13 protein-coding genes are annotated in these 14,464 nt (G+C 26.7%); 1 reads left to right on the top strand and 12 read right to left on the bottom strand.

The features are described from left to right. Positions 1 to 248: 248 nt before the first annotated feature. From SBIUS_RS01415 to SBIUS_RS01370, 10 genes are all read right to left on the bottom strand, one after another. A complete protein-coding gene (locus SBIUS_RS01415; protein ID WP_162684721.1) occupies positions 249 to 668 on the bottom strand; it encodes a hypothetical protein in 420 nt (139 codons plus the stop codon). A gap of 44 nt (positions 669 to 712) precedes the next feature. Further along, positions 713 to 2,707 carry an ABC transporter ATP-binding protein gene (locus SBIUS_RS01410; RefSeq protein ID WP_162684720.1) on the bottom strand — a complete coding sequence of 665 codons (1,995 nt, stop codon included), beginning with the start codon at positions 2,705 to 2,707 and terminating at the stop codon, positions 713 to 715. A gap of 195 nt (positions 2,708 to 2,902) precedes the next feature. Next, a complete protein-coding gene (locus SBIUS_RS01405) occupies positions 2,903 to 3,658 on the bottom strand; it encodes a DNA-processing protein DprA (protein WP_162684719.1) in 756 nt (251 codons plus the stop codon). Further along, positions 3,658 to 3,963 (bottom strand): single-stranded DNA-binding protein, encoded by a 306-nt coding sequence (locus tag SBIUS_RS01400; RefSeq protein ID WP_162684718.1) that lies wholly within the window; start codon positions 3,961 to 3,963, stop codon positions 3,658 to 3,660. Before SBIUS_RS01400 ends, SBIUS_RS01405 begins: the two co-directional genes overlap by 1 nt. A gap of 61 nt (positions 3,964 to 4,024) precedes the next feature. After that, entirely contained in the window at positions 4,025 to 5,689 is a 1,665-nt protein-coding gene (locus SBIUS_RS01395; protein WP_162684717.1) for a dicarboxylate/amino acid:cation symporter, read from the bottom strand. A 17-nt stretch (positions 5,690 to 5,706) separates the two neighbouring features. Further along, positions 5,707 to 7,038, bottom strand: coding sequence for a CoA-disulfide reductase (locus SBIUS_RS01390; protein ID WP_162684716.1), 1,332 nt, complete (start codon positions 7,036 to 7,038; stop codon positions 5,707 to 5,709). Between the two features lie 111 nt (positions 7,039 to 7,149). Beyond that, a complete protein-coding gene (locus SBIUS_RS01385; protein ID WP_162684715.1) occupies positions 7,150 to 8,829 on the bottom strand; it encodes a phospho-sugar mutase in 1,680 nt (559 codons plus the stop codon). Next, on the bottom strand, positions 8,819 to 9,451 hold the full coding sequence (locus SBIUS_RS01380) for a ribonuclease HII (protein WP_162684714.1): 633 nt from the start codon (positions 9,449 to 9,451) through the stop codon (positions 8,819 to 8,821). The genes SBIUS_RS01385 and SBIUS_RS01380 overlap by 11 nt, the downstream gene beginning before the upstream one ends. Continuing rightward, a complete protein-coding gene (gene ylqF / locus SBIUS_RS01375; protein WP_162684713.1) occupies positions 9,445 to 10,404 on the bottom strand; it encodes a ribosome biogenesis GTPase YlqF in 960 nt (319 codons plus the stop codon). The genes SBIUS_RS01380 and ylqF overlap by 7 nt, the downstream gene beginning before the upstream one ends. A gap of 80 nt (positions 10,405 to 10,484) precedes the next feature. Then, positions 10,485 to 10,949: a 23S rRNA (pseudouridine(1915)-N(3))-methyltransferase RlmH gene (locus tag SBIUS_RS01370; protein WP_162684712.1), complete on the bottom strand. Its 465-nt coding sequence runs from the start codon at positions 10,947 to 10,949 to the stop codon at positions 10,485 to 10,487. Between the two features lie 93 nt (positions 10,950 to 11,042). Here SBIUS_RS01370 and SBIUS_RS01365 point away from each other — a divergent pair, with 93 nt between their 5' ends. Then, on the top strand, positions 11,043 to 11,945 hold the full coding sequence (locus SBIUS_RS01365) for a hypothetical protein (RefSeq protein ID WP_162684711.1): 903 nt from the start codon (positions 11,043 to 11,045) through the stop codon (positions 11,943 to 11,945). 33 nt (positions 11,946 to 11,978) lie between these two features. Here SBIUS_RS01365 and SBIUS_RS01360 read toward each other — a convergent pair whose 3' ends face one another. Then, the gene (locus SBIUS_RS01360; protein ID WP_162684710.1) at positions 11,979 to 13,691 is read right to left on the bottom strand and encodes a hypothetical protein; all 1,713 of its coding nucleotides are present in this window, start codon (positions 13,689 to 13,691) and stop codon (positions 11,979 to 11,981) included. Further along, entirely contained in the window at positions 13,684 to 14,415 is a 732-nt protein-coding gene (locus SBIUS_RS01355; protein ID WP_162684709.1) for an ABC transporter ATP-binding protein, read from the bottom strand. Before SBIUS_RS01355 ends, SBIUS_RS01360 begins: the two co-directional genes overlap by 8 nt. Positions 14,416 to 14,464 lie beyond the last annotated feature (49 nt).

The raw sequence follows: 14,464 nt of genomic DNA, 5'->3' as shown, positions 1-14,464 counted from the left end.
CTTGATTTATAATGTTGTTCTTTCTTTTGTAAACAAATTCATGATAAAGAAAATCAATCATTATTAATGTGGTAAGAAAAAGTATAAGCAAGAAAGAAACCATTGAATATATAGGAAACATATCATCCGAATAATTTCTATTATTGTCTAAAGTAGCAATTATACATATAAGAATTAAATGTATAATTAAGTAAATAGAATTTGTTATTATGTTTTTTGGTCTTGAAAAATACTCTTTAATTGTTATTTTATATAGAATCATTTTGTTTTAACCAGTTTAATGAGTTCAAATTTAATTTATACTTATTATAATTTTCTGCTTTTTTAATAAAAAAAATATTACCACCTATAAAAAAATTCTCTTGTTCATAATATTGATTATTTATAAATAACTCTTTTTCTTTTAACTGATTTTTATTTGACAAATACTCTGAAATTTTTCCAATTATTTGTCCCTGTCGATATTCTCCAAAACTCAAAACCTTAATTACAGAAACTTCTCTATCAAAATCTCTTATAATTTCTTTAACATCCCTAAAATTAACAATTTCACTTATAACTGGGTTAGACCATATAATTGAAATCGGTAGCACAAAATATAGTGCTTTTATAAAAACTTTCATATCATACCCTTTTTCTTTCAATATTATTTTACTAGAAAGAGACATTTAAGTGTTAAAAAATAAAAAAAACAGAATTAGATTCTGTTTTTTTAAGCCATAAGTCCGGCATCATATAGTTTTTTGAAGTGACCTTCTTTGTTTTTTAATTCATTGAAAGTTCCAACTTGTGCTATTCCTTTTTCAGGAGCTAAAACTATTATTTGATCAACATTTTTAATAGTACTTAATCTGTGAGCGATAGTAACTGTAGTTCTACCTTTCATTAAGCTATCTAATTTTGATTGAATTTCTTTTTCAACAATATTATCTAAAGCACTTGTTGCTTCATCTAATATTAATAATTGTGGATCTTTTAAGAACATTCTTGCAATAACAAGTCTTTGTTTTTGGCCACCACTTAACATAAATCCACGTTCACCAAGAACTGTGTTGTATCCTTCTGGTCAAGTCATAACTAAGTCGTGTAATTCTGCTAATTTTGCAGCTTCAATTGCTTGTTCGTCAGTTGCTTCAAATCTTCCATATTTAATGTTATCTAAAACATTACCAAATAAGATTTGAGGTTCTTGTTCAACATACCCAACTTTGTCTAAGTAACTTGCTAAGTTTACATCTCTTAAGTCATGTTCACCATTAATTAAGATTTGTCCTTTGAAAGGATCATAGAATCTTAATAATAATTTAGCAATAGTTGATTTACCAGCTCCAGTTTCACCAACAAAGGCATATGATTTTCCATGTTCAAATGTGAAATCAAATTCTGGAATAATTACTTTTTCAGGTTTTTCTGGATATCTAAATTCAATATTTTTAAAGATAATATCTTTATCAATACTTTCGATATGAACACCTTCAGCAGGATCATAATGAGGATTAATTCTTGATTTTGCTCCAAGAATTTCATTAATTCTAACAGCTGATGTAGATGCCATAATTAATCCTGCTTGTAGTCTTGCAACTTGCATAATTGGACCAACCATTGTTCCAACAGATGAAATAAATGCTGTTAAAACAACTGATAATGTTCCTGGATCATTATGTCATTTCATTGCAGCTGCAATAACAATGATCATTTGAATTGAACTTACACCAGCTACTAAAACTGTAATAACAGTTGATTGTAGTTTAATTAAACTACTTGATTTTTTAAAGTAATCTTTGTGAATTTCTTTAAATCTTTCTGTTTCATAGTTTTCTGTTCCAGACGCTTTAATAAGTCTAACAGTAGCAATTCTATCTGTTACATCTCCATTAATATCTGTAATAGAATCTCTTGTTTTGAAAGCAGCTTTTTTAACTATTCCAAAAGTTGAGAAAATTGATGTAACAATTATTGCCATTGTAATAATTACAACAACAGTTAAGTAAGTATTAATTGTAAACATCATAATTAATGCTCCAAAGAAAGTAAATGCAGCACTCATCATAGTTACAGGAACTTGTTGAGCTTGGTCACCTACTATTTGAGTATCAGAAACTATTTTTGTTAAAATTTCTCCAATTTTTTTGTCAGAGTAGTAACTCATATCTTGTTTTACTAATCTTTCAAGAGCTTTATTTCTTAGCTCAATTTCAATATTTTTACCCATAATTCCAGCTATAAAGTTAGAAGCAAAAGTGAATATTGCTAAAGCTGCAAATAAACCTAATTGAACATAAATTCAATGTTGTCATTGCAAATCAAATCCAAAAAGATTTGTTGTGAAATGATAATTTCCAGCATCACCATGAGCTGTAATAAGCATGGTACCTTTTTGTTGGTGTGTTGCTGATAATGCTTCGTTGATTTTATCAATAGGACTATCTTGTCATTTATTTCCAAGTATTGATGCCAAAATTGTTGGAGCAGTTAAAACTGTCATAATATTTTCAATAATTTTAGGACTTAAAACACTTGTTACTGATGAAGCTAGTGTAAGTAGCACTAAGAAAACCCCTAAAAATGGGTGTCTTTTTATATAATGGAAAATTATTGCAAAGAATGATTTTCCACTTCTTTTTGTTTTAAATTCAGGTTTGATATTTTTGTTTTCATTTTGGGCATTAACCTCTTGGGTACTGTCCAATTTAATATTTTCTGCCATTTTTATCACTCTTTTTCTCTAAATATCTTAAAAATTATACATCAAAAACAAAAAAAGAGAGATAAAATCTCTCTTAAATTAAAATTACTCTTATCATTTGTGTGTCGGGAATAAAATGATTAGTTTAATTTATACTTAGTTTTGGCTTTCGCCTTACAAGTGTGATATCTCTATCACAAACTCATTATATCATTATTAAATTTCATTTAGTATATCTTTTGCATTTTCAACTAACTTGGCACCATTTTTAATTAGCTTATTTGTTGAGTTTTTAGAAAATGTTTCGTCTGGAATTGCAAAAATTTCTTTACCTTCATTAACTGCAAAGGAAAATAACTTATTAACTAAATCATTTGCTTTAAAATGAATGAAAACTATTCCTTTAGAAATTCCACAAAGCATTCTATTTGAATATTCTTGAACCATATTACCCATATTATTATCTGATTCATATACTTCTGTTATAACAAGTAGATTATTTCTTTCCGGAAGATCTATGGTTTTTTTAAGATAATCTTTCATAGGTTCTTGAATTACATTTATTAAATTAAACTCATTTTTTAAAGCATTATCAAAAACCTCATTGTTTATACCTTCATTTTCTATAGTTGAAAATATAACATTTTCAGAGTTTAAATCATTCATTAAAAAATCTATATTTTTAATTCCATATTCATTTGTCTCTATCCCGCCAACCAAAGCTATTGTTTTGTGATATTTAGAAAGTAAAGTGATATCTCCTTTATAAAATATAACAAATGGTGGTTTATGAGTATTTTTTAAATAACTTGGATATAAAGGACTTAATATAGTTATAAAGTTTGAATCTATTTTTTTAGAAACTTCATCAAGATCTTTGTGTGTAATCTTTTCTTTTGTATCTAAAGCATGGTAAATTTTGTCTCAATCACCTTTGTATTTGATTGAAAAATATAAAAGTACGTTTTCCATTAATTCAAGTTCACTAACTTATTGGCTACAAGCTCATTTCCATAGTTGTTATTTTCTGAGTTACCAAATGATACTAATCTACCCTCAACACCAATATAAGATTGATCAAAGTATTCGTATTCATCTCCCAATACATTTGATCATACTTTGACATTTATAAAGTCATCAATTGACTCTCCAGATTTAGTTTTATAGTTTCTTGGTACTCTTAAAGTTAATTTGTATAGTTTTTTATCCCCTTCTTTTGAATTAAAAACTAATTGAGGATTTCCCTCTATTTGTCCGATTATTGTTACATTGTTCATTTATTATTCCTCCCAAATATTAATATCGATAGAAATAAAAAAAATAATTACTTTTTAGTAATTATTTTTTATTAATTTCTTCTAGTTTATTTTTAAAAGTAATTTTTTCATTTTTTATGTCTTGTTTTAAATTATTTTTAATAATATTTTTTTGTTCTTGGGATAAATCTTTGTTTTTAATTTCTTTATTAGCTTTAGAATTTAATAAGCCAATATTTTTAATTAAGTTATCTTTTAATAGATGTTTTTCCTTAATTAATTTTTGTTTTTTTAACCCTTTTTCGGTTAACAATTCTGAATCCTCGTCAATTAAACCCTCGGACTTTGCAACAATTGTTGCAGTAGCTACACCTCCGACAACATTTGCTCCAGTTCTTCCCATATCAAAGAGACCATCTAATGGAGCGATTACTCCAAGAACACTTCCGGCATAAACTCCAAAACCGATTCCACCTAAAACCCCAACAGTAACAACAGTTGCAGTTCCAGGAACCCCAGCTATACCCAATGAAGCAATAACTGTTACAAATAGAGCCATTATAAAAAATGTAAATAATCCCATCTCTTGGACAACACCACCTGTGTTTCCTGTTCATAAGATACTTGTTGCTAAACCAGATTGAACACCAGCACAAGCAATTAAACCCATTGTTGTCGAGATTGGTTGAATTGTATTTGCAGACTTACCATTTACTTTCATATCTTCGGTTAAAGTCTCTATAGCTATAGGTAAAGATGCGTTAGAGGATTGAGTTGCAAAACCTTGAATTAAAGGTCTTCAAGCTTTTTTTCATCAAGCGCCTATTCTTACACCACTCAAGAAAACTTCTAAACTTAACAGTCCTAATGCTAAAGCCACTCCTAAATATCCAACACCAATGACTTTACCAACTACTACTAAAGCGCCTATTGGTCTTGATGTAATAGAAACAGTTATCATCGACATAACAGCTAGTGGCATTATTTTCATAAAAGTCATCAGCATTGACATGATTATATCTCAACCAGTATTCATAGATTTTCTGATCGCTTCCATTTCTACTGATTTTCTTTTTGAAAGTATTTTAACACTTCCACCAGCTAAAGCCCCAACTACCATTACAGGTATAATTGCCTGAGCAGCCAATGCACCAACAAAGTTGTTTGGAATATATTGTCATATTATTTGTGGTAAAGGCATGTTTTCTCTTCCAGGTACATCTTCACTTGGATTTAAGCTAATTCCATTACCAACTTTAAATAACAATCCCAAAAAGAATGTTATTGTAAACATAACTGCAACATTAAATAATAGTAAAGCTATTCCTTTTGCAGTTATTCTCCCTAAACCAGTTTCTCCTGGTTTAGAAGTAATTTTAAATATCGCTATAAAAACGATTGGAACAGTAAGTAAGTAAACACCATTTATAAATATATTTTTAAAGAATGATGCTCAAATATTTAATTCCGCTACTCAATATAATTTATTTCCCGGTTTAAGCATTTCTTTAAAATCTTCTTCACCAGGAAATCCAATAATTGATTGTAGTACAATACCATAAACTAGACCAATTCCCATACCTAAAATAACTCTATACATAAATGCAAATTTATATTTCTTTAAAAAGAATCATAAACCTACTTGTAAAGATAAAAATATAGTAATTGCAACTAACGATTGTCATGTACTTATTGCTAGAAAATCTCTAAGCAAGTTATGACCACTATCTTCTGCTAAGAATGTCATATTATTTCCCTCTCTTTTTATTTGTTTAATTTTGATAAAGCAATGTGAATAATATCCACACTTCTTGAGAAAGGTGGAGCATAAGGTAAATCAATTTGTTCTAAACTGTTATTTACTTTTGCTTTTTGTCAAATTAATGCTGCAAGTCCATAAATTCTTAATACAGAATTGTTACTTCCAGCCATTTGAGCCCCTATTATTTCTCTTGTTTCGCTATTCATTATCAATTTCAGATATATGTCTTTTTGATTTGGAGTATAGTTTGTATGATCTTTATCTTTTATAAAAACCGATTTGAACTTAATGTTTTTATCTTGAGCCATTTTTTCAGTTAAACCTGTTCTTGCAACTTCAAGATCAAACAATCTTAAAATAGCACTTTGGATTGAACCAACATATTCATTTTCTTTTCCAGATATATTATCTGCAATAACTTTTGAAAACTTACTTGCAACAGTTGCAAGTGGAGAATAAATATCTTGATTATCTATATAACTTTTTGAAACTGCACAATCTCCAGCTGAATAAACATTTTCAATGTTTGTTTCACCTTTAAAATTCACAATGATTGTTCCTCTTTCATTCATTTCCAATTCACTATCTTTTAAAAATTGTGTATTTGGTTGGAAACCAACAGATAAAAGAACTGCATCTACTTCAATTTCTTTTCCACTTTTTAAAACAATTGAAGAAACTTTGTTATCTTTACTTTTTATCTCTACTAATTGTTCTCCAAGAAGTGTATTTATTTTTTTCTCTTTTAATTTTGATTCTAATAATTCAGAAATCTCTTCATCAAAAGTTTTAATCATAACTTTTGACTCCATTTCTAATAAATAAACTTCTTTGTTTAACTCAGAAAAAGTTTCACTCATTTCAAGACCAATGAATCCAGCACCAATAATTGCAACCTTATTGATGTTTTTATCATTCATCATTTTTTCTTTTAAATTAACTCCATCTTCAAGTGTTGTAAGAGTAAAGACATTGTCTGCTTCAACACCCTTTATGTTTGGCACTATAGGTTTTGCCCCAACAGCTATTACTAAATTATCATATTGTTCAAATTGATCATTGTAGAAAGCTTTTTTAGATTTAAAATCTATTGATTTTACTTTTGAATTTGAAATAACTTTTATTTCGTTGTTTTTAAATTCCTCTATTGTTCTTGCAATTAAATTATTTTTATTGTCAAAGTTATTCGCAACAAAATATGGAAGACCACAAGCACCAAGAGAAACATAATCTTTGTCTTGAATTACTGTAATTTCCATATTTGGATCATTTCTTCTTAATCTAGCTGCAACTCCCATTCCAGTTGCACTACCACCAATAATTAAAGTCTTCATTCTTACTCCTTAATTTAATTAGCAAAAAATATATTGCCAATATAATTATATTGTAGGAAAAGTAATTTTGTTTTAAAAATAAAAAATAATGCATATGCATTATTTTTTTAATTAAATTTCTAAAAAGTCTTTTAAGTCTTTGAAAATAGCTTCGCACTTCTCTTTTGCTGCTTCTTCATTTTCACCAACACTTATAAAATAGATTTTTATTTTAGGTTCAGTACCTGATGGTCTAACTGCAAATCAACTTCCATCATTAAAGTAGAATTTGATTAAGTTTTGACCTGGCATATTGAATAAACCATCAATGTAATCTTCAGCATAACTCAATTCTAATCCACCTAAAGTAGTAAATTCTTCTTCTCTAAGTTTTTTCATAATTGGTTCTACTTTTGATTTAATTTCTTCTGGTTTGAAATTTAAATTTTCTGTATATGTATAGTAATAACCATATTTTTCATACAATTCATTTAAAACATCAATTAGAGTTTTACCTTGTTTTTTATAGTATCATGCAGCTTCAACTAACATTGTTGTTGCTTGAATACCATCTTTATCTCTTGTTGATGAATCAAGAACATACCCATAACTTTCTTCATAAGCAAATACAAAGTTTAAGTTTCTTTCTGGTTCTTTTAGTATTTCAGAACCCATTCATTTAAACCCGGTAAGAGTTTTAATAACTTTTACTCCATAAGTTTCATTTGCAATTCTATCTCCCAAGTCACTTGTTACAAAACTTGAATACATTGCTGGGTTTTCTGGAGTTAAATTATGTTCTTTCATTTGACTTAATTTTCATTCAATCAATAATGGTCCTGTTTGATTTCCATCAATTCTTATTCATTCTCCATTATGATTAATTGCACAACCAATTCTATCAGCATCTGGATCTTGAATTATCATTATTGAAGCATCTTGATTTTTTTGACCATATTCAAATGGAATTCTTCATGCTGGTTCGAATTCAGGATTTGGATTTCCTACGTTTTTAAATGTAGAATCTTCAAAAGCATGTTCTTCAACTTCAACTACATCATAACCAAAACTTCTTAGTAATGGTGGTGTAAATTCAGTTCCTGTTCCATTAACAGCTGAATAAATCATTTTAAATCCATCTCTTGGTTGGTTTTTATAAAACTGTAAGTTAGAAATCATTTCTTTATAATTATCTAAAACTTTTTGAGGAACAACTTCTAAAAGTGATTCATCTGTTTTATAGTTTCAATTCAAGATATCTTGAATTTCTTCCATATATTCAGCAATAACTTTAGTGTCTTCATCAATTAATTGACAACCAAATTCATCATATATTTTATAACCGTTATAAATTGCAGGGTTGTGACTTGCTGTAATAACAATTCCACCGATTGCATTTAAATCTTTTGTAGCATATGAAACAACCGGAGTTGGTTTCATAATGTTATCTTCGAAAAGATAAGCTTTAATACCAAAACTTGTTAATATTTCTGCTGCTAACTGTGAGAATTCTTTTGAGAATTTTCTGTTATCGTGACCAATAACAACTCCTCTGTTTAATTCTTCACCATATTTTGACATTAGAAGTTTTGCATAACTCATAGTTACTTTTTTTATTGTATATAAGTTAAATCTTCCAGGACCCGCACCAAGAATACCTCTTATTCCAGCTGTTCCAAACTCTAATTGAATATTAAAAGCAGCATTTAATTCTTCATCTGTTGCATTTAAAAGTTCTTCTTTTAGGTTTTCATCTAAATGGTTTGAGTTAATTCACTCTTGGTATAGTTCGTTACTTTTGTTAAAGTTCATTTTGTTTCTCCTTTAGAAATTTTATGGGTTTATAAGAAAATCTATGAATATCAAGAACACCAAATTGTTTTACTCTTTCTTGGTGATCTTTTGTACAATATCCTTTATGTTTTATAAAGTTATATTGTGGATATTCTAAATCATACTTATTCATAATTCTATCTCTATAAACTTTTGCAAGAATACTTGCAGCTCCGATAGTCATGCTTAGGTTGTCGCCCTTAATTATTTGCAAACACTTGTACCCACTTAATTCTATATTTTCTCCATCAATTAAGCAAACATCTGGCTTAACTTCTAATTTTTTTATAGAATCAATCATTCCTATTTGACTAGTTTTTTTTGGATTGTTTTGATCAACAAACTTAGAATCATATTCACAAATACTATAAGCAATACAATTTGCTTTTATTTCTTCATAAAGTTCTTCTCTTTGTTTTTCATTAAGTAATTTTGAATCCTTAATTTTAGGATTATTGTATTCAGGTTTTAGAATTGCTGATGCAACCACGATTGGTCCTGCCATAGCTCCTCTTCCAACTTCATCACTTCCCGCAATTAAAGTTACATTATGTTCTTTTCGTATATTTTGATCAAATAAATATCTTAAATTTTCTATCATTCTACTGTTAAATCACTTACTACTGTTGAATCCAAATCATCTTCTTCAATTGCTTGTTTAGAAATTTCTTTGATTTCTATTGGTTTTTCAAAAGAAATCTTTCCTAAGTTGTTATTTATAATGTCGTGAACAAATAACTCTATTGCTCTTTCAACATCTGCAATTTCATCTAGGATTGTGAATTTATTTCTTTTTGCAATTTCTTCAAAAATTGTAAAAGTATCATCATAATTTATTGGTCTTAATACGTTTTTGTTAATTTTATAAGTATTTTCAATTAATGATGGATATGAGTTATAAATATATCTCATTAATTTAGTTGCCATTCTTTCTTTTGGAACAACATCCAATCTAATTGAATTTGTAGCTGCACAATTACATGCAACTGTTTCATTTTCAAATCTTGCTGGCAATATTCCAGGAGTATCAATTAATGTTATGTTATTTGTCATAACAATTCTTTGCATCCCTCTAGTAACACCAGGTTTATTTCCAATTTTTAAATTCTTACCTTTTGAAAGTTTAGAGATAACTGTTGATTTACCAACGTTTGGTATACCCACAACTAAAACATTTAATTGAGGATTTTCTATCCCTCTGCTTTTTTGTTTTAATTGACTTTCTCTTGTCATTTCATTTATAAGTTTTAAAACATCATTATAAATATCTGTTTGTTTATCTTTAACAATAAAAGTTCTGTGTCCTGCTGATTTAAAATATTCTGTTCATTGGTTTGTGATTTCCTTATCAGATAAGTCAAACTTAGTCATAATAATTAATCTTGGTCTTTTGTTTAGAATTTTTCTAAGTAAAGGATTTTGAGTAGAAAAAGGAGCTCTTGCATCTACTATTTCAATAACTAAATCAACTATTGAAACTTTTTCTTCAATTTCTTTAATACTTTTGTTCATGTGACCTGGAAATCAATTAAAAGTTGATTTTTCGTCAAACATAGGATTACCTCCTTAGCGATAGTATCATTTTATAGATTAATTTTAAAAAAGTCTATTCTTTTAAAATTAATAACAACCTTTTATTTATGGTACTTTTGATTTTTTGATATTTTAAATCCTCTATAAATTTGTTCTAACAACACTATTCTAACTAGGTTATATGGCAAAGTTATCAGACCAAAACTAATTTTATTTTGGTGTTGTTTTCTAAATTCTTGACCAAATCCATCACTTGGACCAATTATAAAACAAGCTTTTCCACCTTTATAATTTTGATTTTCTGTTAATGTTTGAGCTATTTGCTCTGAACTATATTGTTTTGAATTTATATCTAATAAAAATATTTCATAATCTTTTAAATCTTTTAATTTTAGATCAATATTTTGTTCATTTTTGACCATATTTGATTTGATATCACCATGATCAAATTCATTAATTTCTATGATTTCTAGGTCACAATGATTTTTTAGTTTATCAACATATGCTTGATGAACTTCTTTAAATTCTTTATTTACTTTGTTAAAACATATTAATTTTATTTTCATAATTTCTCCTAAAAACCACTAATATTATACACTTATCATATTTATTCAAAAAAATATATGATAAAATATCTATATGATTTTGGAGGAGATATTATGGCTGAAAAAAAACAATTTCAATCTATTTTGGATTTTAGACCTCAATTTGAAAATATAATTGATGCTCTAGTTCCAGATATTCAATTTTCATATTCTGCAATTATGAACAACTCAACAGTTCAAACTTACTTTAATATGATAGCTCTTGAGTACTATGGTTTTGAATACTACCAATTATTAAGATTGAACAAATTAGAATTTAAATTAAATGAAAGAACTTTAAACCTTACTATTTTAGAAATGGTTTACAATATAATTTCACAAATAGTTGCAAGAAAATGAAGATATTCTGAATATATTGCATACGATATGTACATTTTACCTTTACGTATTAAAAAATACATAAATGCAATGAACTATAAGTTTGTAGAATCAGAAACAGCAACAAAAAAACCAATCTTAAAATTAGTTGGTCAACCTACAAGAATTGTAGTTGAAGAACTAGTGGATCAATACCACGATGACAGATTAAACAATGTTATTGGTCAATTTAGAGCTGCTGGAAATGATGAAGTAGAATTAAAACTAAATCTATTTAAAAACATTGCTCTTTTCGTACATGAAGGAAACGCTTTAATTTTCCAAAAATTCGGAACTGAATTTGCAACAAACTATTTCAAAGAAGTTGAAACTTTAGAAAAATATAAATCAGAAAACTTATCTGCAAAAGAAAAAAAACATGTAGAAAAAGTTATTGGAGATTTATTCAATATTGCAATTGTATCTGTTTTATTAATGTCAGATGCAATGAAAGCTGGAGTTTGAAAAAAAATCAAAGATGCTGAAAAACGCAGAATTGAAATGGAAGTTACTCAAAAAACTATCGAAGAAGCAAACAGAAGATTACAAGCCATTTCTCAACAAGAAAAAGACATCAAGAAAATTGAAGCAAAAAAATAAAACTAGTTATATAACTAGTTTTTTATTTTATTTTTAAATTTTTTGATTTTTTTTGAAAACAATAAAGCCTATATAAATAAAAGCTGCAGTTAATAAAATCTCTACAATATATGAATAGACAATTATTCCAGTTTGTTTGACTTTGACTTTATTTTTATCATATATAGATAATTTTGTATTCATCGGGTTTCATTTAGGGTTATTTGGAGTATCACCCTCTATAGGCTTATAAAGGTTTTGTAAAGAACTTAAATTAATTTGATAAACTTCATCAATATAATTTAAAGATGGTTCTGAAAAAATCATAAATTTTGAGTATTTTATATCTGCAAATGCAAGGTTTTGATAAGAAACAAAATTAAAGAAATTTAAAAACTGTCTTGCCTTTATTTTTTTATAATAGTCATTGTAATCTCTAATATCTAAATAATAATATTTATCATTAGTAGAAATAGTTTGATAAAAAATAGTTGTATTAAAAGAATTCATTAGCCCAATATTCAAGATTTGAGAAATAGCTAAAAATTCAGGATATTCTTCATAAAAGCTATATTCGTTTGAATAAACTTTTGATTCCTCAAACGGTATATTTTTTCCAAACAAAGGAGTTGTATTAAAAGTATAGTCTATTTGATTATAAATACTATAATAATTATTTGAAACATAACTAAGAATATTTGGATATTTTTTACCAAAATCAGTTAATTCTAGATCTTTTAAAGTTTTATCCAAATTTAATTTTTGTTTTTCTTTATTTGGATCAGAATAAAAAGGAATTTGTTGAAGTTTGTAATAATTCTCATTACCTATTTTTATAATTGAACTTTTTAAAGTTGTGATCATTTCATAATAATTTTTATCAAATTCAAAAACATTCTTTGGTTCATTTTTTGATTCATCTACAATTTGATTTAAAGTTTGACCCATATAATAAGAAAAATACATACTCTTACTGTATTGATTATCATAATATTTAAAAATAGAGTCAAAATTTTTAGCGTTTTTATAAAAACCATTGGTATGTAAATCACCAAATAAATTAAGATTACCATTATATAAATCTATTTTATCTTTTAGTATTGAATCATGAAATTCTTTTCCAATTATAATTTTAAAGTTTTGTTCACTGATTGTTTCAGATATTTTATTATCTTTTTGTGAATATTCATTTGCTAAGAAACTAAAAAATGGACCCACTGCTATTGATACCAAAAATAATGTCGCAAGAATATTTCCAAGACTAGCTTTTAATATAACTCCAACAAAAGTTGTTAAAGTTAATATTAATAAATTATATAAAATTAAATTTAATTTAGGTAAACATATAATTTTCAAAACCTCTTGATGCTTATCTTGGAATGAAATTGCCAAAGTTTGGATCAAAAAATAAACAAAAGCTAATGTTGTTGTCAAAGTAATCATCATAATAATTCTAAAGAAAAAAGAAAATTTTGCTTTAACACCATATCTTTGCTCTAACTGTTGAAAACTTTTTGCTTCATTAGATGAAAGTAAATGACCAACCATAATAATTGATAGAACGCCAAAGAGACATATTGATATCATAGATTCTAAGTTAACAATAACAGTTTTCTTATAAATATAATCATTCGCTTTTATTGAATATATTATTGTAAATACCAATAAACTTAAGAATATTAAAGATATATTTACTAGCAAACTTTTATTTTTAAAAATAGAACTAATATTCAATTTTATTAATCTACTTAAATTTGTCTTATTCATAAATTACCTTAACCTCTTCATATTTATTTTCTTTTTTATCAATAAATTTAAAATAAATATCTTTGATTTTCTCTTTTTTATTATCAAATTTACTATTATAAACTATGCTTCCTTCTTTAATTATTATTAACTTATTACAAATATCTTGTAATTCTTCAATTATGTGACTTGTAATCATTATTCCAACTTTACTTTCATGAAGTTTTTTTATTATTGCTAAGAATTCATTTTTTCCTTCAACATCCAAATTGGCTGTTGGTTCATCAAAAATTATAAATTCAGGTTTTGTTATTAAAACCCCTGCCATTATTGCTCTTTTTTTCATACCAGCAGATAATTTTTTAATGGTTTTATTTTTGTAACTTCTGATTTCTAACATATCAATTATTTTATCCACTCTTGATTTAAATTCTTTTTCACCGACACCAGCAACAATAGAAATGTACTTCATATAGTTTTCTACACTTATATTTAAAGGGATATTATTTGAATCAGGGAAAAAAGCTATTTTACTTAAGTTATTATTATCAAATATATTTTCACCATTTAAAGTTATTTTCCCAGAATTTAATTCAACCATACCAAAAATAGATTTTATTAAGGTTGTTTTACCAGCCCCATTATCTCCAACCAAGGCAATCAAGTCACCTTTCTCAATCGTCAAATTTATATCTGATAAATTAAATTCTTTAAAAATTTTTACAATTTTATTTACTTTTATCATACTATCAACCTATGTATTGAATCCAAATAGATTTAATAACCTTTCATGT

Origin of the sequence: Spiroplasma sp. BIUS-1, assembly GCF_010365805.1 — a bacterium.
Classification (GTDB): domain Bacteria; phylum Bacillota_I; class Bacilli_A; order Mycoplasmatales; family Mycoplasmataceae; genus Spiroplasma_A.
Note: the sequence above shows the minus strand (reverse complement) of the source record. Positions and strands in the feature narration are given on the sequence as shown.